This window comes from Streptomyces sp. NPDC092369 (assembly GCF_044755245.1).
Classification (GTDB): Bacteria; Actinomycetota; Actinomycetes; order Streptomycetales; family Streptomycetaceae; genus Streptomyces.
The window spans coordinates 261370-286750 of record NZ_JBIVQP010000003.1; the positions used below are offsets into that span (position 1 = coordinate 261370).

The 25381-nt window shown below is 69.8% G+C and carries 21 protein-coding genes and 5 tRNA genes; 10 read left to right on the forward strand and 16 right to left on the reverse strand.

Annotation, left to right across the window (positions count from 1 at the left end; all coding sequences use genetic code 11):
* The first annotated feature begins 40 nt into the window (after positions 1-40).
* The gene (ndgR, locus tag ACIQI8_RS18090; protein ID WP_123997509.1) at positions 41-757 is read left to right on the forward strand and encodes an IclR family transcriptional regulator NdgR; all 717 of its coding nucleotides are present in this window, start codon (positions 41-43) and stop codon (positions 755-757) included.
* 197 nt (positions 758-954) lie between these two features.
* Here ndgR and ACIQI8_RS18095 read toward each other — a convergent pair.
* The 10 genes from ACIQI8_RS18095 to ACIQI8_RS18140 form a co-directional block, all read right to left on the reverse strand.
* Positions 955-1027, reverse strand: a tRNA-Glu gene (locus ACIQI8_RS18095).
* Positions 1028-1055: 28 nt separating this feature from the next.
* Positions 1056-1127, reverse strand: a tRNA-Gln gene (locus tag ACIQI8_RS18100).
* Between the two features lie 20 nt (positions 1128-1147).
* Positions 1148-1220, reverse strand: a tRNA-Glu gene (locus ACIQI8_RS18105).
* Positions 1221-1282: 62 nt separating this feature from the next.
* Positions 1283-1355: transfer RNA gene (locus ACIQI8_RS18110), tRNA-Glu, on the reverse strand.
* 42 nt (positions 1356-1397) lie between these two features.
* Positions 1398-1469 (reverse strand) — tRNA-Gln (locus ACIQI8_RS18115).
* Between the two features lie 91 nt (positions 1470-1560).
* Positions 1561-2292 carry an HAD family hydrolase gene (locus tag ACIQI8_RS18120; RefSeq protein WP_402351100.1) on the reverse strand — a complete coding sequence of 244 codons (732 nt, stop codon included), beginning with the start codon at positions 2290-2292 and terminating at the stop codon, positions 1561-1563.
* Positions 2293-2314: 22 nt separating this feature from the next.
* Positions 2315-2815, reverse strand: a complete 501-nt coding sequence (locus tag ACIQI8_RS18125; protein ID WP_402351103.1) for a hypothetical protein — start codon at positions 2813-2815, stop codon at positions 2315-2317.
* A 137-nt stretch (positions 2816-2952) separates the two neighbouring features.
* Positions 2953-4437, reverse strand: a complete 1485-nt coding sequence (gene gltX, locus ACIQI8_RS18130; RefSeq protein ID WP_402351106.1) for a glutamate--tRNA ligase — start codon at positions 4435-4437, stop codon at positions 2953-2955.
* Positions 4430-5215 (reverse strand): fumarylacetoacetate hydrolase family protein, encoded by a 786-nt coding sequence (locus tag ACIQI8_RS18135; RefSeq protein ID WP_123997513.1) that lies wholly within the window; start codon positions 5213-5215, stop codon positions 4430-4432. Before ACIQI8_RS18135 ends, gltX begins: the two co-directional genes overlap by 8 nt.
* Positions 5216-5349: 134 nt before the next feature.
* Positions 5350-5538: a hypothetical protein gene (locus ACIQI8_RS18140; RefSeq protein WP_402351111.1), complete on the reverse strand. Its 189-nt coding sequence runs from the start codon at positions 5536-5538 to the stop codon at positions 5350-5352.
* A gap of 605 nt (positions 5539-6143) precedes the next feature.
* Between ACIQI8_RS18140 and ACIQI8_RS18145 the strand changes: the two genes are divergently transcribed.
* The 8 genes from ACIQI8_RS18145 to ACIQI8_RS18180 all read left to right on the forward strand — a co-directional run bounded on the left by ACIQI8_RS18145 (position 6144) and on the right by ACIQI8_RS18180 (position 16904).
* On the forward strand, positions 6144-10058 hold the full coding sequence (locus tag ACIQI8_RS18145; protein WP_402351114.1) for a nitrate- and nitrite sensing domain-containing protein: 3915 nt from the start codon (positions 6144-6146) through the stop codon (positions 10056-10058).
* Positions 10059-10067: 9 nt separating this feature from the next.
* On the forward strand, positions 10068-10481 hold the full coding sequence (locus tag ACIQI8_RS18150) for a roadblock/LC7 domain-containing protein (protein ID WP_123999246.1): 414 nt from the start codon (positions 10068-10070) through the stop codon (positions 10479-10481).
* A gap of 111 nt (positions 10482-10592) precedes the next feature.
* Positions 10593-10988 carry a DUF742 domain-containing protein gene (locus ACIQI8_RS18155; protein WP_016432454.1) on the forward strand — a complete coding sequence of 132 codons (396 nt, stop codon included), beginning with the start codon at positions 10593-10595 and terminating at the stop codon, positions 10986-10988.
* Positions 10969-11544: an ATP/GTP-binding protein gene (locus tag ACIQI8_RS18160; protein ID WP_015657619.1), complete on the forward strand. Its 576-nt coding sequence runs from the start codon at positions 10969-10971 to the stop codon at positions 11542-11544. The genes ACIQI8_RS18155 and ACIQI8_RS18160 overlap by 20 nt, the downstream gene beginning before the upstream one ends.
* Before the next feature lie 391 nt (positions 11545-11935).
* Positions 11936-15241 (forward strand): nitrate- and nitrite sensing domain-containing protein, encoded by a 3306-nt coding sequence (locus tag ACIQI8_RS18165; RefSeq protein ID WP_402351118.1) that lies wholly within the window; start codon positions 11936-11938, stop codon positions 15239-15241.
* Between the two features lie 10 nt (positions 15242-15251).
* Positions 15252-15665, forward strand: coding sequence for a roadblock/LC7 domain-containing protein (locus ACIQI8_RS18170; RefSeq protein ID WP_005479603.1), 414 nt, complete (start codon positions 15252-15254; stop codon positions 15663-15665).
* 95 nt (positions 15666-15760) lie between these two features.
* Positions 15761-16342: a DUF742 domain-containing protein gene (locus ACIQI8_RS18175; RefSeq protein ID WP_123997516.1), complete on the forward strand. Its 582-nt coding sequence runs from the start codon at positions 15761-15763 to the stop codon at positions 16340-16342.
* Complete coding sequence (locus ACIQI8_RS18180) at positions 16323-16904, forward strand: ATP/GTP-binding protein (protein ID WP_026248371.1); 582 nt, start codon at positions 16323-16325, stop codon at positions 16902-16904. Before ACIQI8_RS18175 ends, ACIQI8_RS18180 begins: the two co-directional genes overlap by 20 nt.
* 62 nt (positions 16905-16966) lie before the next feature.
* Here ACIQI8_RS18180 and ACIQI8_RS18185 read toward each other — a convergent pair whose 3' ends face one another.
* The 3 genes from ACIQI8_RS18185 to ACIQI8_RS18195 form a co-directional block, all read right to left on the reverse strand.
* Positions 16967-17161 carry an acyl-CoA carboxylase subunit epsilon gene (locus tag ACIQI8_RS18185; protein ID WP_402351122.1) on the reverse strand — a complete coding sequence of 65 codons (195 nt, stop codon included), beginning with the start codon at positions 17159-17161 and terminating at the stop codon, positions 16967-16969.
* Between the two features lie 57 nt (positions 17162-17218).
* Positions 17219-18811, reverse strand: coding sequence for an acyl-CoA carboxylase subunit beta (locus tag ACIQI8_RS18190; protein ID WP_402351125.1), 1593 nt, complete (start codon positions 18809-18811; stop codon positions 17219-17221).
* Between the two features lie 154 nt (positions 18812-18965).
* Positions 18966-21212 (reverse strand): polysaccharide lyase 8 family protein, encoded by a 2247-nt coding sequence (locus ACIQI8_RS18195; RefSeq protein WP_402351128.1) that lies wholly within the window; start codon positions 21210-21212, stop codon positions 18966-18968.
* 158 nt (positions 21213-21370) lie between these two features.
* Here ACIQI8_RS18195 and ACIQI8_RS18200 point away from each other — a divergent pair, with 158 nt between their 5' ends.
* The gene (locus ACIQI8_RS18200; protein WP_402351131.1) at positions 21371-21979 is read left to right on the forward strand and encodes a YceI family protein; all 609 of its coding nucleotides are present in this window, start codon (positions 21371-21373) and stop codon (positions 21977-21979) included.
* Between the two features lie 62 nt (positions 21980-22041).
* On the opposite strand, the gene ACIQI8_RS18205 is transcribed toward ACIQI8_RS18200, so the two are convergent.
* Genes ACIQI8_RS18205 through ACIQI8_RS18215 form a run of 3 tightly spaced genes read right to left on the reverse strand, consistent with a single transcriptional unit; the run spans position 22042 to position 25297 of the window.
* The gene (locus ACIQI8_RS18205; RefSeq protein WP_402351134.1) at positions 22042-22788 is read right to left on the reverse strand and encodes an ABC transporter permease; all 747 of its coding nucleotides are present in this window, start codon (positions 22786-22788) and stop codon (positions 22042-22044) included.
* Entirely contained in the window at positions 22785-24350 is a 1566-nt protein-coding gene (locus ACIQI8_RS18210; RefSeq protein ID WP_402351137.1) for a hypothetical protein, read from the reverse strand. Before ACIQI8_RS18210 ends, ACIQI8_RS18205 begins: the two co-directional genes overlap by 4 nt.
* Complete coding sequence (locus tag ACIQI8_RS18215; protein ID WP_402351139.1) at positions 24347-25297, reverse strand: ABC transporter ATP-binding protein; 951 nt, start codon at positions 25295-25297, stop codon at positions 24347-24349. Before ACIQI8_RS18215 ends, ACIQI8_RS18210 begins: the two co-directional genes overlap by 4 nt.
* Positions 25298-25381 lie beyond the last annotated feature (84 nt).

A 25381-nucleotide genomic window follows, 5' to 3' on the forward strand; every position in this document is an offset into this window, starting at 1 on the left:
TGAACTTGCGTTTCACAGAGTGAGACGGGAGTATCGTTTCATGGACAACAGCAGCGGCGTGGGCGTTCTGGACAAGGCGGCCCTTGTCCTGAGCGCCCTGGAGTCCGGCCCGGCCACCCTCGCGGGGCTGGTCGCGGCCACCGGACTCGCACGACCAACGGCCCACCGCCTGGCGGTGGCCCTGGAGCACCACCGCATGGTGGCACGTGACATGCAGGGCCGTTTCATTCTCGGCCCCCGGCTCGCGGAGTTGGCCGCGGCGGCGGGCGAGGACCGCCTGCTCGCGACCGCGGGCCCGGTCCTCACGCATCTGCGGGACATCACGGGCGAGAGCGCCCAGCTCTACCGCCGCCAGGGCGACATGCGCATCTGCGTCGCCGCCGCGGAACGCCTGTCCGGACTGCGGGACACGGTCCCGGTCGGTTCGACCCTGACGATGAAGGCCGGCTCCTCCGCCCAGATCCTGATGGCCTGGGAGGAGCCGGAGCGTCTGCACCGGGGCCTGCAGGGCGCCCGCTTCACGGCGACGGCCCTCTCGGGCGTACGACGCAGGGGCTGGGCCCAGTCCATCGGTGAACGCGAGCCGGGCGTGGCGTCCGTCTCGGCCCCGGTCCGAGGCCCCTCCAACCGCGTGGTGGCCGCCGTCTCGGTCTCCGGCCCCATCGAGCGCCTGACCCGCCACCCCGGCCGCATGCACGCCCAAGCGGTGATCGACGCCGCGGGCCGCCTCTCGGAGGCCCTCCGCCGCACCAGCTGACGATCACAACCCAACAGGGCCGGCCTCAACGCCGCGGCAGGCCCTGACCGGGTTCAACGTGTCAGCAGGGGCGCACTGGTCCCACCTGAGGGGCGCGGGGAACTGCGCGTTCAGCCCCCACAGACCCGCACCCGCCGAACAACGAAAACGGCCCCCCACCTCAGCGAACCCGCTAAGGCGAAGAGCCATCGAATGCGTACCCCCGACCGGATTCGAACCGGCGCTACCGCCTTGAGAGGGCGGCGTGCTAGGCCGCTACACAACGGGGGCCTAGATTCTGCGTTTCTGCAGATCAGAGCTGGTCTACCAGGACTCGAACCTAGAATGACGGTACCAGAAACCGTAGTGTTGCCAATTACACCATAGACCAATGCAATTCAAGGAAAAGCGTACCCCCGACCGGATTCGAACCGGCGCTACCGCCTTGAGAGGGCGGCGTGCTAGGCCGCTACACAACGGGGGCCCTAGCGATCCTGCATGGGAGACAGCGGGTGCGACCCGTACTGCTTCCCCGGGAAGGATCTGTACCCCCGACCGGATTCGAACCGGCGCTACTGCCTTGAGAGGGCAGCGTGCTAGGCCGCTACACAACGGGGGCTTCGTGGAGCTGATCTCCACGTGTGCAGATGAGCTCTGCGAGCTGGCCTACCTGGACTCGAACCAAGACTAACGGAACCAGAAACCGTCGTGCTGCCAATTACACCATAGGCCACTGGAACGCAAGCCCCTGTGGGGATCTTGTTCTAGCGTGCACCTTCGGTTTCCGGCCTTTCGGCCCGCTCCCCGGCGGCGCAGGAAGAACATTACCCGAAGGTGGACGGGGCTCCAAAACGGGTATCCGAGCCGAGGATCATGGGGAGTTCGGCGAGGGAGGCGATCCGGTGAGGGCGGGTGGGGGCGTCCCCGCCGGCGTACACACCACCGCGATCGATCCACACCGACAGCAGTCCGGCGTCCGCCGCACCGCGGCCGTCGATCTCCGGATGGTCCCCGACGTAAGCGACTTGATCAGGGGTGAGTTCCAGGGCGTCGCAGGCGGCCAGGAAGGCGCCGGCCTCGGGCTTGGAGACGCCGAGTTCGGCGGCGCACAGGATGACCTCGAAGCGGTCGTGGACGCCCAGAGTGCGCAGTTTGCGGTCCTGGACGGTGATGCTGGAGTTGGAGAGCACCGCGTGCCGGTGGCTGGCCGCGAGGGCGTCCAGGACGGGCAGCACGTCCGGGAAGAGGGCCCAGGCGGCCTCGTAGTGCGTCATGTAGCGCCGGAACCACTTGTCCGCGTCGGCGTCGCTCAACTCCTCGCCCAGGAACACCCGTACGCGGTCCCGGCGTTGGCCCTCGAAGGTCGTCTCGCCCGCCGAGAACCTCGCCCACTGCTGATCGGTGATCTCCCGCCAGTGGGCGACGGCCTGCTCGGCGGTGCCGTACCCGTCGAGCAGGCCCTCGGCGGCGAGATGCGCGCCCATGCCGATCCGGTCGGCGCTCGTGTAGTCGAAAAGAGTGTCGTCGACGTCCCAGACCACCGCACGAATGCTCATGATCCGACGGTAACCCAACCCGTCAGTCGTGGGCGCCCCACCAGACGAACCGCTCGATCGGGATCTGGTCCGTGACCTCGGCCGTGCTGCTGTAGATGGCCACGCCGTTGTCCGAGGTGCGCAGTTGGTGCGCCCAGAGGTTCATGAGGCGGTTGTCGTCGCCGTTCCAGAACTGCTGGCCGCTGCCGCCGCACGGGCTCGTCCAGACAGCGTTGTTCTGGGACTTCCAGTCCGTGGTGAGGCAGTCGCCGTTGGCGTTGCTCACCAGTCGGCGGAAGGTGTAGCCGAAGCCGTCCTGGGTCACCGAGCCCCAGTGCCAGTTGCGGGTGGAGAGCGCGTCGTTGCAGGTGTCCGACCAGACCTTGTCGGTCGTCGCCGAGGCGACCAGACAGTTGCCCTCGTAGTCGTTCATGTACGTCCAGTTGGCCGCGGACGCGTAGGACAGGGTGCCGCCGGCGGCCAGCAGCAGGGCGGTGACGCCCGCGGGGACGGCCAGTCTCAGGGAAGTTCTCCAGGATGACATGATCATGAGAATTGAGGCCGCTCACGACATCTCCGCGAACCGATCATGAACGGGCGCCGTCGATCACCCCACATCGGCATGGAGAAAAACGGAAGGGCGGCGACCGTATCGGCCACCGCCCTCCACGCGTGCGTGCGTTACGCGGCCAGCTTCGCCAGGGCCGCGTCGATGCGGGTCAGGGTCTTCTCCTTGCCCAGGATCTCCAGGGACTCGAAGAGCGGGAGGCCGATCGTGCGGCCGGTGACCGCCACCCGGACCGGGGCCTGAGCCTTGCCGAGCTTGAGGCCGTGGAGCTCGCCGGCGGCCAGGACGGCCTCCTTGAGGGACTCGGGCGAGGTCCAGTCGGCCGCCTCCAGCTTCTCGCGGGCCGTGCGCAGGAGGGCGTCGGAGCCCTCCTTCATCGCCTTGGTCCAGGACGCCTCGTCCTCGACCGGCTCCGGCAGGAACAGAAAGTCGACGTTGTCCGTGATCTCCGACAGCACCTTCAGACGGGTCTGCGCGTGCGGGGCGATCGCCTGCCACTTGGCCTCGTCGAAGTCCTCCGGCGCCCAGGGGGCGAAAGGCGCCCGCAGCCACGGGGCGCAGCGCTCGGTGAAGTCCTTCACGTCCAGGAGGCGGATGTGGTCGGCGTTGATCGCCTCCGCCTTCTTGAGGTCGAAGCGCGCCGGGTTGGGGTTCACGTCGGCGACATCGAAGGCCGCGACCATCTCGTCCACCGTGAAGATGTCCTGGTCGGCCGAGAGCGACCAGCCCAGCAGGGAGAGGTAGTTGAGCAGTCCCTCGGGCAGGAAGCCGCGCTCGCGGTAGAGGTTGAGGGACGACTCGGGGTCACGCTTGGAGAGCTTCTTGTTGCCCTCGCCCATCACGTACGGCAGATGCCCGAAGGAGGGGATCTGCTGGGCGATGCCCAGGTCGATCAGCGCCTTGTAGAGCGCGATCTGGCGCGGGGTGGAGGAGAGCAGGTCCTCGCCGCGCAGAACGTGGGTGATCTCCATCAGAGCGTCGTCGACCGGGTTGACGAGCGTGTACAGCGGGGCGCCGTTGGCTCGTACGATCCCGTAGTCCGGGACGTTCTCCGCGGTGAACGTCAGCTCGCCGCGGACCAGGTCCGTGAAGGTGATCGTCTCGTCGGGCATGCGGAAGCGGACGATGGGCGTGCGGCCCTCGGCCACGTACGCGGCCTTCTGCTCGTCGGTGAGGTCGCGGCAGTGACCGTCGTAGCCCGACGGCCTGCCGGCCGCGCGGGCGGCCTCGCGGCGGGCGTCCAGCTCCTCGGTGGAGCAGTAGCAGTAGTACGCGCGGCCGGCGTCCTGGAGCTTCTGCGCGACATCCTTGTAGATGTCCATCCGCTGCGACTGGCGGTACGGCGCGTGCGGGCCGCCGACCTCGGGGCCCTCGTCCCAGTCGAAGCCCAACCAGCGCATCGCGTCGAGGAGTTGGCCGTAGGACTCCTCGGAGTCGCGGGCCGCGTCGGTGTCCTCGATGCGGAAGACCAGCGTGCCCTGGTGGTGGCGGGCGAAGGCCCAGTTGAACAGGGCGGTGCGGACCAGGCCCACGTGGGGGTTACCGGTCGGCGAGGGGCAGAAACGGACGCGTACGGGGGAACCGGGTGCGCTAGCCACGCTTGACAACCTTGTTGGTGAGAGTGCCGATGCCTTCGATGGTGACGGCGACCTCGTCGCCGACGGTGAGCGGTCCGACGCCTGCCGGGGTGCCCGTGAGGATCACGTCGCCGGGGAGCAGCGTCATGGCCTCGGTGATGTTGACGATCAGATCCTCGATCGAGTGGATCATCTCGCTGGTACGGCCGAGTTGGCGCTGGGCGCCGTTGACCGTGAGCTGGACGGTCAGGTCGGACGCCGTCGCGAGGTCGAGGTCCGTCTCCACCCAGGGGCCCAGCGGGCAGGAGGTGTCGAAGCCCTTGGCCCGGGCCCACTGCTTCTCGCGCTTTTGGACATCGCGCGCGGTGACGTCGTTGGCGCAGGTGTAGCCGAAGATGACGTCCTGGACGCGCTCGCGCGGGACCTCACGGCACAACCGGCCGATGACCACGGCCAGTTCGGCCTCGTGGTGGAGTTCCTCGGAGAAGGGCGGGTACTGGATCTCGTCGCCGGAGCCGATGACCGAGGTGGACGGCTTGAAGAAGGCGAAGGGGGCGTCCGGGACCTCGTTGCCCAGTTCGCGCGCGTGCTCCGCGTAGTTGCGGCCGAAGGCCACGACCTTGCTGGGGAGCACCGGCGGCAGCAGCCGGACCTTGCTGAGCGGGACCTTCGTGCCGGAGAGCTCGAAGTCCGTGAACGGGATGCCCTTGATGATGTCGAGGACGAGCTCGTCCGGCTTGTCGCCCTCTACCGCGCCGAAGGCGACGTTCCCGTCGATGGAGAATCTGGCGATGCGCACGGGATCCTGGCGCCCCTCACTGAGCCGGCTGGAGTCTGACGCTCCAGGCTAACGCGGTGAGGAGGGCCGGGCCGCGCGCATTACGGCGCGCGCCCGACCGTGCACTTCTGAATCACCCGCCCCCGCGGCGCGTACTACTGCGCGACGGCTGCCGGCTCGGGCAGTTCCATGAGGATGGTGCGGCGGGGGTTGGCGGTGTTGGCGGGGAGGTCGACGGAGTGCTCCTGCTGCTCCAGGGTCTGCAGTTCCTCCGCGCCATCGAGGTGCATCAGCGTCGTGCGCCGCGGGTTGGCTATCGTGCGGAACATCATCGTCGTCTTCACCGTTGTACGTGACCTTGTCGTGTACGGGCCCCCGGACCAGGGCCGATACGGGCTCTGGCGGGCGCGGTTGTCAAAGTGTTACGTCTTGTAAAGCGTCAGGCTAAACATGCAATTCCCCTCCGAAGACGCCGGGACCCCCTGAACCCCGTGTGAGTTTGCTCACGGACCCCTGGGCAAACCGGTCAATTCAGGCCCGCAACCGACCCTGACGAAAGGGACATTGGGCGCCTGAAGGCATCATTCCGCTCCTGATCATGGCGACTGGGACACCCCCCGTAAGGGGTCGACTCGCGGACATAAGTCCGATATGCAGGAGATCACTTTCTACGTCCGGTGACTCGCCACTCACGTGCTGTCACGTAGGTCACGGCATGGCCCACGGGCCTTGTTGGAGATCCGGCACTGTGCTGGAATTCCACGGACCGCCGCAGGATCGAGCCGGCGCACAGGGGGCGTGAACTCAGCGCCAGTGGCGGCGAGAGGGGGAACCAGCGCCGGTCACTCACGACCAAACATTGGGGCGCGCGTTCAGGGCGTTCCCCAACGCCGACACCGTGTCCTTCCGTTCACGCGGAGGGGTGCCTGGTCCAGAGGTTGCGACGCTAGTGCAGGGACGTTTCAAGAGGGATGGCAGTGCTTCGGCGGAGCCGGAGCCGCACGGCGGGGCTGGCCCCAAGGCTGGCAGCTCCTCGCCCCAGCACGCCCAGAACCCGGGCCCGGCCCCGTCCGGCGACGGCGGAGCCGCCGGGCGCCCTGGTGCGTCCGCAACCGGAGGGCCCGCGGGTACGCCCGCTCCCCCGGTCAAACCGCCCAAGGGCCCGAGTGGCCCCGGACCGCGCGTGGCGCTGCGCAACTGGCGAATCTCCACCCGCCTGGTGTCGCTGCTCGCGCTGCCCGTGGTCGCGGCCACCTCGCTGGGCGCCCTGCGCATCAGCGACAACATGGACGACATCCAGCAGCTCGACAACATGAAGCTGCTGACGGACATGACCAAGCAGGCCACCGAGCTGGCCGCCGCGCTCCAGCAGGAGCGCGACGAGTCCGCCGGCCCGCTCGCGCACGGCTCCAAGTCGAGCGCGTACACGGTCAAGGGCTACCGGGACGCATCCGACCGCGCCGTCCAGAACTTCGTGGACGCGGCCGAGGAGATCGACACCTCCAGCAAGGACGGCAACCTCCAGGGCGTCCGCGAGAGCCTGGTCGGTGTGGTCAGCGACCTCGACCAGCTGGCGAAGATCCGCTCCACCGCCTACGAGGCCAAGGGCAACTCCACCCAGACGGTGGAGGCCTACCACCGCCTCATCACGCACCTGCTCGACCTCTCCCAGGACATGGCCGAGGCCACGAGCAACCCCGAGATGATCCAGCGCACGCGCGCCCTGGCGTCGTTCTCCTCCGCCAAGGAGTACGCGTCGATGCAGCGCGCGGTCCTGGCGGCCGCGCTGCCCGTCACCAACAACACCTTCGGTGACCTCTCGGACAACGACCGGCTCTACGCCCAGTCGGCCCTGCAGAGCCAGACCTCCGAACTGCGCAGCTTCAAGAGCATCTACGGCACCGAGGCCGCGGCCAACCTCCTCAAGCCCATCGAGGAGAACAACGCCACGATCAAGGCCACCGACACCTACGCGGGTCGCGCGCTGGCCAGCACCGACGGCCTCGACGACCTGCAGAAGCGGTCCTACCAGGACTGGGTGGACGACAGCTCCACCAAGATCGACCAGATGAAGAAGATCGAGCACACGCTGCTCGAGGACATGGAGCAGAAGGCCCGCGAGCTGCGCTCCGCCTCCGAGCGCGAGGCGATCATCTCCGGTGCGCTGATCCTGCTCGTGCTCGGTGTCTCCCTGGTCGGCGCGTTCGTCATCGCCCGCTCCATGATCCGCTCGCTGCGCCGGCTCCAGGAGACGGCCAACAAGGTCGCCCAGGACCGGCTGCCCGAGCTGGTCAAGCAGCTCTCCGAGTCGGACCCGCAGGACGTCGACACCTCCGTCGAGTCGGTCGGTGTGCACTCCCGGGACGAGATCGGCCAGGTGGCCGCGGCCTTCGACGACGTGCACCGCGAGGCGGTCCGCCTCGCCTCCGAGCAGGCCATGCTGCGGGGCAACGTCAACGCGATGTTCACCAACCTCTCGCGCCGCTCGCAGGGCCTCATCCAGCGTCAGCTCTCGCTCATCTCCGAACTGGAGTCGCGCGAGGCCGACCCGGACCAGCTCTCCTCGCTCTTCAAGCTCGACCACCTCGCGACCCGCATGCGCCGTAACGGTGAGAACCTCCTGGTCCTCGCCGGTGAGGAGCCCGGCCGCCGCTGGACCCGTCCGGTCCCGCTGGTCGACGTGCTGCGCGCCGCCGCCTCCGAGGTGGAGCAGTACGAGCGCATCGAGCTGGCCTCCGTGCCGACCACCGAAGTGGCCGGCCGCGTGGTCAACGACCTCGTGCACCTGCTCGCCGAGCTGCTGGAGAACGCGACCTCCTTCTCCTCGCCGCAGACCAAGGTCAAGGTCACCGGTCACGCGCTGCCCGACGGCCGCGTCCTGATCGAGATCCACGACACCGGTATCGGCCTCTCCCCCGAGGACCTCGCGGCGATCAACGAGCGGCTCGCCTCGCCGCCCACCGTGGACGTCTCGGTCTCCCGCCGCATGGGTCTGTTCGTGGTCGGCCGCCTCTCGCAGCGCCACGGCATCCGCATCCAGCTGCGCCCCTCCGACTCCGGTGGTACGACCGCGCTGGTCATGCTGCCCGTCGATGTCGCCCAGGGCGGCAAGAAGACGCAGGGCAAGCCGGGCCAGGGTGCCGCGGGCGCTCCGGCCGCCGCGCAGGCCGCCGCCGGTATGGCCGCGGCCCGACGTCAGGCCGGTGCCGGTGCTCCGGCGGGCGGTGCCCTCGGCGCGGGTGCGCCGGGCGGTGGCGCCCTCGGTGCCGGTGCCCCCTCCGGTGGCCGGCTCGCCGCCGGTCAGGGTCCGCGGGCCGCGCTGCCCGGTGCGGGTGCGGGCCAGGGCGGCGGTCGTCCGGGCGGACCGGGCGGACAGCGTGGACCGCAGTCCCAGGGCGGTGCCCCCCAGGGCCGGCCGGCTCCCGCGGGTGCGGGTGCCGGGTTCGGTCAGGGACCGGGCTCGACGCAGGGCATGCAGTCCGTGGGTCAGGACGGCTTCGGCCAGGACAGCTTCGGCGGCGCCCGTGGTGCCGTACCGCCGCAGGCCGGGCGTGGGAACGCGCCCGCCGAGCAGGGACAGGGTGGCGGCGGCCGACGTCGTCAGCCGCTGCTGCCGGGCCGCGGTGGACCGCGCGCCGAGCTGCCGGGCGGCAACCCGCAGCAGCCCCGCACGCCGAGCTGGAGCGACGAGAACGCGCAGCCGCCGGTGCCGCGGGCCTCCCTCGACACCCCGCGCGGTCACGACGAGACCTCCCGGATGCCGCGGATCGACGCGACGAGCGAGATGCCGGCGGTGCCGCGCTACGACGAGCGGCAGGGCCCGGCCTCCACCTCCGAGTTCGCCCGCCCCGACTTCGGCGCCAACGGCAACCCGCAGCAGACGGGCCAGTTCGCCCGTCCCGGCGCGGAATCGCCGCACCACACCGGGCAGTTCCCCCGTCCGGACCTCGACGCGCCGCAGCAGGGCGCGAACGGCTCGCAGAACACGGGCCAGTTCGTCCGCTCGGACGTCTTCGGCAGCCCGAACCACGGACCGAACCAGCAGAGCAACGCCAACAACCCGAACAACCCCGCCAACACGGGCCAGTTCGCGGTCCCGCAGGCTTACGACAACGGTTCCACCGGGCAGTTCGCGGTGCCGGGTTACGACAACGGCTCCACCGGCCAGCACTCTCTGCCGGGCCGTCAGAACCCCGGTGGCACCGGGCAGTTCGAGCGCCCGCAGGCCAACGGCAACGGCGGCGACTTCGGTCCCCCGCGTCAGCCCGTCCCGCCGCGTCCGCAGCAGCGTCCCACCCGTCCGGAGCCCGAGGCGCTGCCGCCGGCCGGTCCGGGTGACGGTCGTACCCCGCTGTACGACACGCTGGAGACCAACTGGTTCCACGGTCAGGGCCAGAACGGTCAGGGCGGCCAGGACCCGCAGAACGGCACGAACGGAACCGGCTCCAACGGAGTCGTCCCGAACGGCCGGCAGAACGGCCAGCCCAGCGGCCGGCCGATCAGCAACGGGAACGGCTCCGCGCCGGCCCCCCAGCCGCAGGCTCCCGCGGCTCCCCCTCAGCGTCCCGCCCCGACTTCCTGGCGCACCTCTCCGAACGACGACCTCGTTCGGCAGGCGGAGCGCGTACGGCAGCCGGCCGCGGGCGGCGTCACCACCTCCGGCCTGCCGCGCCGGGTGCCCCGGGCGAACCTCGTCCCGGGCACGGCTCAGCAGCAACAGCACCAAGCCGGTCCGCAGGTCTCGCGTGCGCCTGATGACGTACGCGGCCGGCTGACCAATCTCCGTCGGGGCATCGCGCAGGGTCGGGCCAACACCGGCCAGACCGGCAGCTTCCCGAGCCCCACTCACCAGCAGGAGCGTTAGTTGAGCCAGATGAGCCAGGCGGCACAGAATCTCAACTGGTTGATCACCAACTTCGTGGACAACACCCCAGGTGTGTCCCACACCGTCGTCGTCTCCGCCGACGGTCTTCTTCTGGCGATGTCGGAAGGCTTTCCGCGGGACCGTGCCGACCAGTTGGCGGCCGTCGCGTCCGGGCTCACCTCGCTGACGGCCGGGGCCTCCCGGATCTTCGAGGGCGGCGACGTGGCGCAGACGGTCGTCGAGATGGAACGCGGATTTCTCTTCCTCATGTCCATCTCGGACGGCTCGTCGCTGGCCGTGCTCGCACACCCCGACTGCGACATCGGCCTCGTCGGTTACGAGATGGCACTTCTGGTCGATCGCGCGGGCGCGGTGCTCACGCCCGACCTGCGCGCCGAACTTCAAGGCAGTCTGCTCCACTGATCGGCCCCGGCACCACCCGTCTCACCAAATCACCGTCCGGCCGCCACAATCCCCCCACCGGCCTCGTCAGACGGCACGACTGACCGACTTGCTGTCCCGCCCGGAGGATTCATGACCCCGCCCACCGCCTCTCATGATCCGTACGCGGAGCCGTACGAGGATGAGGGCGACCAGCCGCTGGTACGTCCTTACGCGATGACCGGCGGCCGGACCCGGCCGCGCTATCAGCTCGCGATAGAGGCGCTGATCAGCACCACGGCCGACCCGGCAGCGCTCATGGGGCTGCTCCCGGAGCACCAGCGCATCTGCCACCTGTGCCGTGAGGTGAAGTCGGTCGCGGAGGTGTCGGCGCTCCTGGCCATGCCGCTGGGCGTGGCCCGGATCCTTGTCGCGGACCTGGCTGAGGCCGGGCTCGTCGCCATCCACCAGCCTGGTGGCGACGAGACGACCGGTGCGCCGGACGTGACCCTGCTCGAAAGGGTGCTCAGTGGACTTCGCAAGCTCTGACGGAGGGCGGGCAACCACCTCCGCGAAGATCGTGGTGGCGGGTGGCTTCGGCGTCGGCAAGACCACGTTCGTGGGCGCCGTCTCCGAGATCAACCCGCTGCGCACGGAGGCCGTGATGACGTCCGCGTCCGCGGGCATCGACGACCTCACCCACACCGGGGACAAGACCACCACCACGGTGGCCATGGACTTCGGCCGTATCACGCTCGACCAGGACCTGATCCTGTACCTGTTCGGTACGCCGGGACAGGACCGGTTCTGGTTCATGTGGGACGACCTGGTGCGGGGCGCCATCGGCGCGGTGGTGCTCGTGGACACCCGGCGCCTGGCCGACTGTTTCCCGGCCGTGGACTACTTCGAGAACTCGGGTCTGCCGTTCGTCGTCGCCCTCAACGGCTTCGACGGGCACCAGCCCTACGCCCCCGAGGAGGTGCGCGAGGCCTTGCAGATCGGGCCCGACACCCCCATCATCACCACTGACGCCCGGCACCGGTCCGACGCCAAGAGCGCGCTCATCACATTGGTAGAGCACGCCCTGATGGCACGGCTGCGGTAGCCGGCACCCAAGTCGGCAATGCTGTACGGCAGTTGTCGTAGATGTCCCGGAGCCGACTGTGGCCTTTGACACGGTCGGCCCCGGTGTTCATAACGTTTCGGCAGAGGTATCGGGTGGTACGGCCACGCGTCGTCGTCAGCCGGTCTCACTGTGCGCACGAAGGCCCCGTCTTTTGACGGGGCTCGTTCTTTATGACCGTTTTATCTGGGGCTTACATCACGTTGAAACCGTGCTTTCCACTGTTTGGAAGAGCACTGGTCGTCGTGCTGGAATGCCTGAACTGCCCATTAGTCAAAGACGTACTAGGAAGTAGTACGTACACATGGGTGAACTGGGCTCTGAGACACTGCGGCACACCGTTGGTGCCGACCGCCGGAAGGTTGTTGGTCGAGTGAGGCGAAGCAAGAACGGTCCCGAGCCGTCGGCACGGGGCAACTTCACCCCGCCGCCGCGCGGAGCGGCGCCCGCCACTATGCCTGGTCCGGAGCCGACGGCCGCGCCCCCATCGAGCGGCGGCCGTTTCTCCCCGCGCAACTGGCGAGTGCCGACGCGGCTGAACGCGATCCTGCTCATACCCGTGCTGGTCGGCCTCGTCATGGGCGGCTTCCAGGTGAAGAGCTCGATCGACACCTGGCAGGACGCCGAGGACGCGGCGGACACCGCGCGTCTGGTGCGCGCCTCGCTGACCTACGGCGACGCCCTCTACAACGAGCGCGACATCAGCGCTGCCCCGCTCCTGAAGGGCTCGTCCCAGAGCGCGACCGACAAAGCCACCGTCAAGGCCGTACGCGCCAACACGGACAAGGCCGCCGACGCCTTCGACGAGGCGGCGCAGAACATGCCGCAGAAGGCCGGCCTGCTGCGCCGCCTCAGCCTGTTCCGGGCCCAGGAGCCCAAGCTGGCGGGCATCCGCGCGGCGGCGTACACCTCCAAGCTTCCCGGCGTGCAGACCGAAGAGGGCTACACCCTCATCGCGCACCCCCTGATGGAGTTCGCCAACGAGCTCGGTCTGGGCACCGGAAACATCACCAGCTACGGCCGTACCGTCTACGCGATCTCGCTGACGAAGGCCGCGCTGTCGCTCGAGCGCTCGATCGGCATGCACCTGCTGGTCAACCCCGGCCCGTCGGCCGACTCGCTCGGCAAGCAGCGCGTCGCCATCTCCTCGTACGCCTACCTCGAAGGCATCGCCATCGAGGAGTACGTCGGTGGCGGTACCGCCGCGGACGCGAAGAAGCTCGACGTCGCCACCGCGAAGATCAAGACCGAGGGCGCCGCGCTGGCGCAGAAGGCCGCCGCCGACGCGAAGGCCAAGGGCGAGACCTACGTGCCGCCGCCGAGCAACCCGACCGACATGGTCACGGCGCTGGCGACCCTGCAGACGACCGACCCCAGCGCCCGCGCCGCGCTCGCCCAGAAGGGCACCACTGCCGAGAACTGGTGGGCGGTCAACACGCTCAAGTACAACGCCTACCGCCAGATCGAGTCGGACCTGGCCGACAAGGCGGTGAACGAGGCCACCGACATCGCGGACAACGCCAAGCGCGACGCGCTGATCACCGGTGCCGCCGTGGTCGTCGCCCTGCTGCTGGCCTTCATCCTGGCCGGCGCGGTGGCCCGCCAGATGTCCCGCGCCATGCGCCAGCTGCGCAACGCCGCCTTCGGCATCGCCGAACAGCGGCTGCCGATGCTGGTCGACCAGCTCTCGCGCACCGATCCCGGCCGCGTCGACACCCGGGTCGCGCCGATCCCGATCACCACCAAGGACGAGATCGGCGAGGTCGCCCGGGCCTTCGACCAGGTCCACCGCGAGGCGGTCCGGCTCGCCTCCGAGCAGGCCCTGCTCCGCGGCAACATCAACGCGATCTTCACCAACCTCTCGCGCCGCAACCAGTCCCTGATCGAGGGCCAGCTGACCCTGATCACCGACCTGGAGAACAACGAGGCCGACCCGGACCAGCTGGAGAACCTCTTCCGCCTGGACCACCTCGCGACCCGTATGCGCCGCAACGGCGAGAACCTCCTGGTCCTCGCCGGCGAGGAGCCCGGCCGCCGCTGGGACCAGCCGGTCCCGCTGGTCGACGTGCTGCGCGCCGCCTCCTCCGAGGTGGAGCAGTACGAGCGTGTCGAGCTGTCCGGTGTCCCCGAGGCCGAGATCCACGGCCGCGCGGTCACCGACCTCGTGCACCTGCTCGCCGAGCTCCTGGAGAACGCGACCACGTTCTCCTCACCGCAGACCAAGGTCCGCGTCACCGCGACCCGTCTCCCCGACGGCCGCATCATGATCGAGATCCACGACAAGGGCATCGGCCTCACCGCCGAGGACTTCGCGGACATCAACCACAAGCTGGCCAACCCGCCGACCGTGGACGCCGCGATCTCCCAGCGCATGGGCCTGTTCGTGGTCGGCCGGCTGTCCGACCGGCACGGCATCCGGGTCCAGCTGCGCCCCTCGGGCGAGCAGGCCGGTACCACCTCGCTGGTCATGCTGCCGGACGCGATCACCCACGGTGGCGGAGGCGAGCAGCAGCTGGACCGCGACGAGTTCACGGTCTCGCAGATCATTCCGGAGCAGAACTTCGGCGGCGAGGACTTCAACCTCGCCCCGCTGCGCACGGCGGCCGAACTCGGCTTCGACGACAGCCGCTACGCGGAGGTCCCGGACGACATACGGGAGCTGGACCCCGTAGGCCGCTCGCTGATGCGTGAGGAGCGCCGGGCGGCCCTGGAGGCCCAGGCGGGCCAGCAGCCCGGTCAGGAGTCCGCTGACGGCTCCGGGTACCCCGACTCCTTCGACGCGCAGCCGGCGTACGACAACGGCCAGGGCGGCTACCCGGACCAGACCGGGGCGTACGAGGTCGGTCCGGCGTACGACGAGCCGCAGCAGGCCCCGTACGAGGAGCACCAGCAGCCGTCGTACGACGAGCCGTACTACGCGCCGAACGGCGGACTGCCGCAGAACGACACCTTCTCCCCCAACGGCGGTTACCCGGAGCCCGCGTATGCGGAGCCCGTCCAGGAGGAGCGGCCGGCCGAGCGGGCCGGAGCGGCTCCAGCCTTCGCGGCGTTCGAAGAGCGTCGCTACCAGGACGACTGGCCGCAGCAGGACGGTTACCAGAACGGGTACGCCGACCAGTACGCTCCCGAAGCGGAATCCGCGCAGGCCGCTGACGTGACCGAGCGCGACCACGTAGGCTTCGACCGTCCGGGACCGGCTTCCTCCGTCGGCCACGACCTGACCGACGCCGGGCTTCCGCGCCGTGGCTCCATGGCGGGCGGCACCAACGGTTCGAACGGTGTGCGGCACACGAGCCTGGAAGCGTCGGCCCCCGCTCCGGCAACGGAGAGCAGTGCCCACGGGAACAACAACGGCAACACCAACGGCATCGGCAGTGGCGACAGTTGGCGCTCGGCGAACGACGCGCGCTGGCAGCAGGCCTCGGCACTGAAGAAGCCCAAGGCGGGCGGAGTCACCTCCTCCGGTCTGCCCCGGCGGGTACCCAAGGCCAACCTGGTCGAGGGCGCCGCCGAGAGCACCCCTCAGGGAGGCCCACAGGTCTCCCGTGCCCCGGAGGACGTCCGGGGCCGGCTGAGCAACCTGCGGCGGGGCGTCCAGCGCGGACGCAGCGCGGCGGGCAGCAGTGAAACGAACGGCCAGGGCTTCGGCTCTGACAGCACCTACAACCAGGAGCGTTAGTGTGAGCCCGATGAGCCAGGCGGCACAGAACCTGAACTGGTTGATCACCAACTTCGTGGACAACACCCCGGGGGTGTCCCACACGGTGGTGGTCTCCGCCGACGGACTCCTTCTGGCGATGTCCGAAGGGTTTCCCCGCGACCGTGCCGATCAGCTCGCGGCCGTCGCTTCCGGTCTGACCTCGTTGACCGCCGGTGCCTCGCGCATCTTCGAAGGCGGCAGCGTGAACCAGACGGTTGTGGAGATGGAGCGGGGATTCCTCTTCATCATGTCCGTCTCCGACGGTTCCTCGCTCGCGGTACTTGCACACCCCGAGGCGGACATCGGCCTCATTGGGTACGAGATGGCCCTTCTGGTCGACCGGGCGGGCACCGTCCTGACCCCCGACCTCCGTGCCGAGCTCCAGGGCAGCCTGCTCAACTAACAGTCAGACGGTGCGTATTGGCGTCCCGGGGCCGTAAGGTTTCGGGACGCGGCTCCACAGGGATCGGGTGCCCGGCACAGTCGGAGGAGGAGAAAGTGGCAACACCCCCAGGCGGTTCGAATTCGGGCAACTGGTCGTACGGCCCTGCCCAGGGCCAGGGCGACGGTTCCCAGAACCCGAACCGTTACAACTTCCCCTCCGCGCCCAGCCACCGGCGTCAACAGCCGTACGCGCCCCAGGGACCTGGGCCGTCGCCGTACGACCAGCCGCCGGCGCCGCGTATCCAGCCCGTGCAGCCGCAGCGACGCTCCGAGCCGTCGCCCGCAGGGGCGGCGAACAACCCGCTGGTACGTCCGTACGCCATGACCGGCGGCCGGACGCGCCCGCGTTACCAGCTCGCCATCGAGGCGCTGGTGCACACCACCGCACAGCCGCACCAGATGCAGGGGCAGTTGCCCGAGCATCAGCGGATCTGCAATCTGTGCCGCGAGATCAAGTCGGTGGCCGAGATCTCGGCGCTGCTGACCATCCCTCTCGGCGTGGCCAGGATCCTCGTCGCCGACTTGGCGGAGGCGGGCCTGGTCGCCATTCATCAGCCCGGCGGCGACGAGAACGCCGGCGGTCAGCCAGACGTGACACTGCTCGAAAGGGTGCTCAGTGGACTTCGCAAGCTCTAGCGGCGGTCCTTCCCGCTCCACCACCTCGGCGAAGATCGTGGTGGCGGGTGGCTTCGGCGTGGGCAAGACCACGTTCGTCGGGGCCGTCTCGGAGATCAACCCGCTGCGTACCGAGGCCGTGATGACGTCCGCGTCCGCGGGCATCGACGACCTCACCCACACCGGGGACAAGACGACCACCACGGTCGCCATGGACTTCGGACGCATCACCCTGGACCAGGACCTCATCCTGTACCTGTTCGGCACCCCGGGACAGGACCGGTTCTGGTTCATGTGGGACGACCTGGTGCGTGGCGCGATCGGCGCGATCGTCCTCGTGGACACGCGCCGTCTCGCCGACTGCTTCCCGGCGGTGGACTACTTCGAGAACTCCGGTCTGCCGTTCGTGATCGCCCTCAACGGCTTCGACGGCAACCAGCCGTACAACCCGGACGAGGTCCGGGAGGCCCTGCAGATCGGCCCCGACACCCCGATCATCACCACCGACGCCCGCCACCGCGCGGACGCGAAGTCGGCGCTGATCACGCTGGTGGAGCACGCGTTGATGGCGCGCCTGCGGTAGACAGGACACGAGAAGGGCCCCTCCGCGAGGAGGGGCCCTTCTTTTTGCGTCTGCCGTGGGGGTCAGTGCCAGCTGTGCGGGGCCCTGAAGCCGCCCTCGCGCTCCAGGCGGCGCCAGCCTGCCTTCGGCTTCGGGGTGCTGTCGGCCGGGTCGGTGGACGGCTGGGCAGCGGCGCGGGCCAGGAGGACGGCCGTGATGGCGGCGACTTCCTCGGGCTCGGCGTGGCCCTTCTCGACGCGGATGTCAGGCGTGGTCATAGGTCTCAGTCTCCGTGAGAGAGGTTTCCGCGCGGGTAGCGCGGAGGGTCCGCTGGGTTACTGCGGGGGGTTGCCGTGCTTGCGGGACGGCAGGTCCGCGTGCTTGGTCTGCAGCATCGTGAGTGAGCGGATGAGGATCTCGCGGGTTTCGGTGGGGTCGATGACGTCGTCGACCAGGCCGCGCTCGGCCGCGTAATACGGGTGCATCAGCTCGGACTTGTACTCCTTGACCATGCGGGCCCGCATGGCGTCGGGGTCCTCGGCCTCGGCGATCTGCCGGCGGAAGATGACGTTGGCGGCACCTTCGGCGCCCATCACGGCGATCTCGTTCGTGGGCCAGGCGTAGGTGAGGTCGGCGCCGATGGACTGGCTGTCCATGACGATGTAGGCCCCGCCGTACGCCTTGCGCAGGATCAGCGAGATCCGGGGCACGGTCGCGTTGCAGTAGGCGTAAAGGAGCTTCGCGCCGTGGCGGATGATGCCGCCGTGCTCCTGGTCGACACCGGGGAGGAAGCCCGGCACGTCCAGGAAGGTGACGATCGGGATATTGAAAGCGTCACACATCTGGACAAAGCGCGCAGCTTTTTCACTCGCCTCGATGTCCAGGACGCCCGCCAGGGTCTGCGGCTGGTTGGCGACGATGCCGACCACCTGGCCGTCGAGACGGGCCAGGGCGCAGATGATGTTGCGGGCCCAGCGCTCGTGGACCTCCAGGTACTCGCCGTCGTCGACGATCTCCTCGATGACCTTGGCCATGTCGTACGGACGGTTGCCGTCCGCCGGGACCAGGTCGAGCAGGACGTCGCTGCGGCGGTCCGCCGCGTCCGTGGAGTCGACGCGGGGCGGGTTCTCGCGGTTGTTCTGCGGGAGGAGGGAGAGGAGGTAGCGGACCTCCGCGATGCAGGTCTCCTCGTCGTCGTAGGCGAAGTGGCAGACGCCGGAGGTCTCGGCGTGCACGTCGGCGCCGCCCAGGCCGTTCTGCGTGATCTCCTCGCCGGTGACCGCCTTGACGACGTCCGGTCCTGTGATGAACATCTGCGAGGTCTCGCGGACCATGAACACGAAGTCCGTGAGGGCGGGGCTGTAGGCCGCGCCGCCCGCGCACGGGCCGAGCATCACCGAGATCTGCGGGATGACGCCGGAGGCCCTGGTGTTGCGCTGGAAGATGCCGCCGTAGCCGGCCAGGGCGCTGACGCCCTCCTGGATACGGGCGCCGGCGCCGTCGTTGAGCGAGACCAGCGGGGCGCCGGCCGCGATGGCCATGTCCATGATCTTGTGGATCTTCGTGGCGTGGGCCTCGCCCAGCGCGCCGCCGAAGATGCGGAAGTCATGGGCGTAGACGAAGACCGTGCGGCCCTCCACCGTGCCCCAGCCGGTGATGACACCGTCCGAGTACGGCTTCTTGGCCTCCAGGCCGAAGCCGGTCGCCCGGTGCCGGCGCAGTTGCTCGACCTCCTGGAAGGTGCCCGGGTCAAGGAGCAGCTCGATACGCTCGCGCGCCGTCAGCTTGCCCTTGGCGTGCTGTGCCTCGGTCGCCTTCTCGCTGGGGCCGGCCAGAGCCTGCGCACGGATCTCGTGCAGCTCGGCCACCCGCCCGCGCGCGTCCGTCGGCTCGCTCCCGGGAGATACAGCATCATCCAAAACGGTCATGTAGCGACCTTACGAAGGAGAGCGAGGTGAGCGGGACGTCGACTCCGTACAGTCTCCGACCCGTTTTCCTGGTAGCACTGAACAGAACCTTGACGGCATGCAGCCGTTCCGACTGCTCAGGGGGCTCTGGCCTTGTAGGGGTCACACAAACCCGTCAGCTGAGAGTCACCTCACATTCATGCGTGGCGCATGCCATCCCCGGAGTGACGCGGAGGCGGAGCCGGCGGCCCGTGGCGAGGATGTCGACCGTGTCGTCGGCCCGCACGACTTCGTGGACGGGGTGGTGCCAGGTGATCTCCAGCGGCTCGCCGGTGCGGGGCGGCTCGCTCACGCAGAGGGTAGCGGTACGGCCCCTGCGGCGGACCAGCACACTCGCCTCCGCCGAGACGGTGAGCGGGCCCGCGGTGCCCGCCTGCCAGAAGTTCGCCGCCGTCAGTCCGAGGGAGTGGACCTGGACGGCCTGGCTCACGCCGTCGTTGGCCAGGATCGACAGCCAGTGATGGTCGGCGGCTCGAGCCTGGACCGCCCCGCGGGTCGCGCCCGGCATGAGGAGGTACAGGTAGCGGGCGTCGACGGGGTCCGTGCCGTGATCCAGCCAGAGGGTCTGCCAGCGGCGGGTGGCCCGCTCCGTCGTGCTCGTGGTGTTGATGTCGGACCAGGCCCCGGTCCGGTCCTCACGCAGGCTCCTCAGCCCGCCCTCCTGGACCACCCAGCCGCCATGCCCCTCCAGATGCGCCCAGCCCGGCCTCTGCACCAGCCGCGCGCTCCCGCCCTCCCCCAGATTGCGGTTGTCCACCACCGTCTCGACCGGCACCCCGTCCGCGCAGCTGATCCCGGTACCGAGGCAGATCACCGCGTCCGCCACGCAGAACCAGGACTTGCGGGCCTCCAGGGTCGAGCCGAGCCCCTTGAGGTGCTGGCCGACGGCCGCGTACTCGCCGTCCGTCGTGCCGCCGACCCAGCGCACGTCGGGTCCGGGGGCGCCCCACTCGCCGCCGGCGCGGTCGGGCAGGCGCTTGGTGGAGACGGTGGTGCCGGGCAGCCGGTACCAGTCGACCGTCGGCCAGTACCAGTCCGTGTACTGGTCGCTCGCGCCCTTGGCCCACCAGGACACCATCCCGGCGCCGGTGTGCCAGCCGCGCGGGTTCTCGCCGTTGCCGCACTCGTAGTACGCGATGCGGTCACTGGCCATCGCGAGGCTCACCGTGAAGCCCGAACGGCGGTGCACGGCACGGTCCATGGCCGGGAAGAGGCGGTGGCCGACGGGTTCGGGGACGGGCGCGAGCGGCCGGGAGGCGACCGCGCGCAGCCGCGCCAGATCGGCTACGTCGAATTGAGGCGCCGTCAGAACCGGTGTGACCGTGTCCCGTTCGGCCCAGCCCTTGATCATGCCGTGCCAGCGGTCGCGCTCGGCCGGGCTCGCCGCGTCGGCCAGCAGCGCGATCGCGGCGATGACACCCTGTCCGTGGAAGTGGTCGCTGCGCATGACGTGCAGTTCGTCGTTCTTCAGGTAACCCCGGCTGATGGCACGGCCGTTGACGCCGTCCATGATCAGCCCGTCGTGGATCAGGGGCGCGTAGGCATGCTCGACGCTGTCGAGGACGACCTGCCGGTCGGGGTCCGTCACCTCCCACTCGGACCCGGCGAGCAACGCGAAGAGGCGCCCCAGGCCGTCGAGCATGACCTGTCCGTACGTCCCCGAGTACGGGACCCGGGTGTGCTGCACGAACGAGCCGTCGGCGTACAGCCCGTCCCCCTTGGTGACGTACGGGAAGACCGGCGAGAGGGCGTCGCGGGCGAGGGCAATCTTGGCGGGCGCACGGCCCAGGATGCCGCGCAGGGCGACCGAGCGGCACAGGTCGACGCGGTTGGCGCCGGTGGAGGTGCCGGAGTAGTCCGTGAGCATGGCATCGGGGATGAAGTGGTCGACTGCCGCGCAGGCGGCGGTGATTCGGGCGTCGGTGAGGTGGTCGTACAGGGCCGCGACGGTGTCCAGGAGGAGCCGGGGGCTGCCGATCTGCCACTCCCACCAGTTGCCGTAGCGGGTGGTGCCGGGGTGGTAGACCGTGGCGGAGAGGTGGTCGAGGCCGCGCAGGATGTCCGCGAGGAGGGCCGGGTCGGCGGTGGAGCCGGTGCCGGGCTGGACGTAGGCCCGGGCCATCGTCTCCAGGCGGGCGTAGCTCCGGGTGATCCCGGACGGCGGGTCGAAGGGGTGGCCCGGCCAGAGGGAGACCGGGGTCGGGGCCATGGTCGCGCGGAAGCCGCGGGCCCGTTCGCCGGTGGCGGTCAGGCGGGAGGCGTACGGTTCGAGACCTGGGTCGTAATCGGCTCCGAGGGCGATGTCCAGCCAGCGCAGGCGGAGCACGTCATAGGGGTCGGAATCGTTCCAGTCGTTGGCCATTCAGCACTCCTCCGGAAGTCCAGAATCCGCCAACGGAGTGTAATTCCATGAATACACGTGGATGATGTTGAAACCCGAACGGAATAGGTCTACGGTCTTCCGTGTTGGCATCGTTGAACATTCAACATCACCGCCTATCGTCCCCTCAGGAGCACATCATGGGCATCTTCGGCCGCAAGGACAGCACCGAGACCGAGACCGCCGCCCCCTCCGCGGTCAACCCCGAGCTTGCCGCGCTGACCGGCGAGTACACCATCGACCCGGCGCACTCGACGCTCGGTTTCGTGGCCCGTCACGCCATGGTCACCAACGTCAAGGGCAAATTCCTCGACTTCAACGGCACGCTGCACCTGGACGGCTCGGACCCGGCCAAGTCGACGGCCTCCATCGACGTCAAGATGGACAGCATCGACACCGGTTCCGCGGACCGTGACGGTCACCTGAAGAGCGCCGACTTCTTCAAGATCGAAGAGTTCCCGACGATGACCTTCCGCTCGACCTCGGCCGAGTACCTGGGCGGCGACGACTACCGCATCACGGGTGACCTGGAGATCCTCGGCACCACCAAGCCGCTCACCATCGACCTTGAGTTCAACGGTGCCGCGAAGGACCCGTTCGGCAACGAGCGCGTCGGCTTCGAGGGCAAGGCCGAGATCCTGCGCTCCGAGTGGGGCCTCACGTGGAACGCGGCGCTGGAGACCGGCGGCGTGCTCGTTTCCGACAAGATCAAGCTCAACTTCGACATCTCCGCGATCAAGAACGCGTGACCCTGCGGGGATAGGCGGCGGATTCGTAGTGCCGATCACTACGACTCCGCCGCCTTCGCTTTTCACGCGTCCCGGAATCGGAACAGCAGGCACGCGAGTACGAGCAGCGCCGCCGCGTAGGCCGCGAGCACGCCCAGGCCCGGCCAAGGGGCGATCGGGAGGTCGGCCAGGTGGCGGGTCGCCTGGATGGAGAGGGCCGCCGGCATGGGGGCCCAGCGCTCCAGGCGGTGTTGCCAGGTGGGGGACGGGATGATCGTGACCAGGAGCGGGACGACGTAGAGGATGCCCAGACCCAGGGTGATCGCTGCCGACGTGTCGCGGAGCACGGTCGCCAGGGCCAGGCCCAGCAGGGCGACCAGGGCCAGGGAGAGGACCGAACCCAGGGTGGGGCGCAGGGCGGGGGCGTAGTCCGGCAGGAGCGCGTCGGCCAGGAGGACGGAAGCCAGGACTCCCACCGCTCCCCCGGTCGCCGTCAGCAGCGCCAGCACAGTCGCCTTGGACGCCAGGACCCGCCAGCGCGTCGGGATCGCCGTCAGGGTCGTGCGGATCGTGCCCGTGCCGTACTCCGCGCCCATCGTCAGGACGCCCAGGATCAGACAGGCCGCCTGGCCCAGCCAGACGCCGGTGAGGCTGAGCTTCACCGTGTCCTCGTCGCAGGTGCCGCCCGGACAGACATCGGCGGCGACCGGGGCGATCGCGGCGGCGCCGATCGCGAGGGTGAGGGCGACGAGGGCCGACAGAAGCCACCAAGTGCTCGGCAGCGTACGGAGTTTCGTCCACTCGGCGTGCAGCGGGCGCAGTGCCTTCACGCGTCCCTCCTGCGTACCGTCCAGGCCGCCAGGAGCAGGGCCGCCGCCGTGTAAGCCGCCAGGACCGCGAAGCCGTTGCCGGGGGACAGGGGGTAACAGCCGCCCTCCGGAAGGCAGCTGTGCGCGGTGAAGTCGTACTTCTTCGCCCCCTGCTGGACCGCGAAGGCCGCCGCCGGGGTCACCCGCAGCAGCCAGCGGGCGGCCGGGAGCGGGAAGGCGAAGGACAGGATCTGCGGGAGGATCACGAGCATGACCACCGTGGCGATCGCGCCCGCGCTGTTGCGGAGCACGATTCCAACCGCCAGTGCCAGCACGGCGACCAGAGACAGCAGCGCGGCGCTGCCCAGGACCGCGCGCAGGGCCGGGTTCTCCAGCAGGGGGTGGTCCGGGAAGGCCGGGGGGCCGAAGCCGTTGCCGCGCAGGGTGCTCTGGGCGAGCGAGTAACCGATGGCCACGGCTGCGAGGCCGACCGCGAAGGTCACTGCGCCGATCACCGTCGTCTTGGCCGCCAGCACCTTCAGCCGGGCCGGCGTCGCCGTGAACGTCGTACGGATCAGGCCCCGTTTGTATTCGCCGGTCACGAAGAGCGCGCCGAGGGCGATCATGAACAGGATGCCGACGAAGACGCCCTGGAAGCTCATCTGGACGATGTCCGGGCCGCTCTGGTCGGGGCCGATGTCGCCCTGGCCGGTGAGGGTGTACGTGCCGTTGGTGACGGTGGTGGAGGAGTCCGGGCGGGCGTTGCTGGGGGCGGGGCCGGGGGCGGGCGCGTCGGAGGTCGGAGCGCCGACGTCCGTGCTGGTCCAGGCCGCTGTGGTCGAGGTGCCGCTCAGCGTCAGGTGGTCGTAGGTGGCCGTGGCGCGTCCGCCGCCGGTCGACTGGCTCGAACCGCCGAAGGAGCGGCGCACGTCCTGGTGGCCGGGGGTGGCCAGGACGAGGCCCACCTGCACGGTCTTCGGCAGGCCGGACAGACTGACGTCCTCGATCTTCGACCACTTGGCGCCGTCGGCGGACTCGTAGCCGGTGAGGCGGTCGCCGGTCCGCGTCAGGCGCAGCCAGCGCGGTACCTCCGTCACCTCGGAGTCCGAACCGGCCGTGTCGTGGGTGAAGTTCCACTGCATGCGCACGCCGTGGCCGGGGGTGGCCAGCACCGCCGCGTACGAAGAGCCCTGCCGCAGGCTCGACTTGACGATGATCCCGGCCTTCGCCCAGGGCTCCACGCTTCTGCCGTCGGCGGTCTTCAGGCCGGTGACCCGGGCCGTGACGGTGCCGTCGCCGGTGAGCGGGCGGTGGGTGAAGCGGAAGGCGTCGGTGACCGTGGTGCCGTCGGGGCCCTGGATGACGTCCGGTCCGCCGCTGGTGGCGGAGCCGCTCGCGCTCAACTGCGTGATCAGTACGGTGGCCACGGCGGCGGCCAGCAGCACGAGCGGCCAGGCGCGGACCGTACGGAACTTGGTCCACTCGGCGTGCAGGAGGCGGGGGAAGCCGGCGTGGGTGGGGTGGAGGCGGGAGCGGTAGGGGGTGGGCGCGGTCTCGGGCTCCGACGTTGTCCTCGTCGTCATCGGGTCACCTCGTCGGATGCCCCTACGGACGCGGACTCGGCCGTGAACTCGGCCTTGTCCCGGGTGAGTTCCATGTACGCCTCCTCCAACGTGGCCCGGTGGGCGCCGACTTCGGCGAAGGGGACGCGGGCCGCGGTCAGGAGTTCCACCACGCGGGGTGCGGGCAGGCCGGTGACGATGAGGATGTCCCGGTCGGTGACGGCGACCCGGCCGCCCTCGCGGGCGAGGAGTTCCATCGCCTGCGTACGGGCCTCGGTGCGCAGGCGGACACGGTCGCCGGAAGCGGCGTGCAACAGCTCGGAGACCGAGGTGTCGGCGATCAGGCGGCCTCGGCCGATGACCACCAAGTGGTCGGCGGTGTCCTCCAGTTCGCTCATCAGGTGGCTGGAGACGAGGACGGCGCGGCCCTCGGCGGCCAGTCGGCGCAGCAGGCGGCGGATCCACTGGATGCCCTCGGGGTCGAGGCCGTTGACCGGCTCGTCCAGGAGCAGGATCGGCGGGTCGCCGAGCAGGGCCGCCGCGATGCCGAGGCGCTGGCGCATGCCGAGGGAGTAACCGCCGGCCCGGCGGCGGGCGGCGGACTCCAGGCCGACCTGGGCGAGGACGTCGTCGACCCGGCGGACGGACAGTCCGTGGGAGTGGGCGAGCCAGCGCAGATGATCACGGCCCCGGCGGGCGGGGTGCAGCGCGGCCGCGTCCAGGAGTGCGCCGACCTCCAACAGCGGGGTGCGCAGGGCGTGGTAGGGGCGGCCGGCGATGAGGGCCTGGCCCTCGTCGGGGGCGTCCAGGCCGAGGAGGGCACGCAAAGTGGTCGACTTCCCGGCGCCGTTGGGGCCGACGAAGCCGGTCACCGTGCCGGGCTCGACCGTGAAGGAGAGGCCGTCGACCGCGAGGGTCCGGCCGAACCGTTTGCGCAGACCGCGGACTTCGATGGTTGCGTCGCTCATGGTGAGGGAGGCTAGGGGCGGCGGTGCGGGGGTGTCGTCACGCCGGGGAGGTCCCTCGCGTAGGGGATGCGCGCAGGAGGCGGC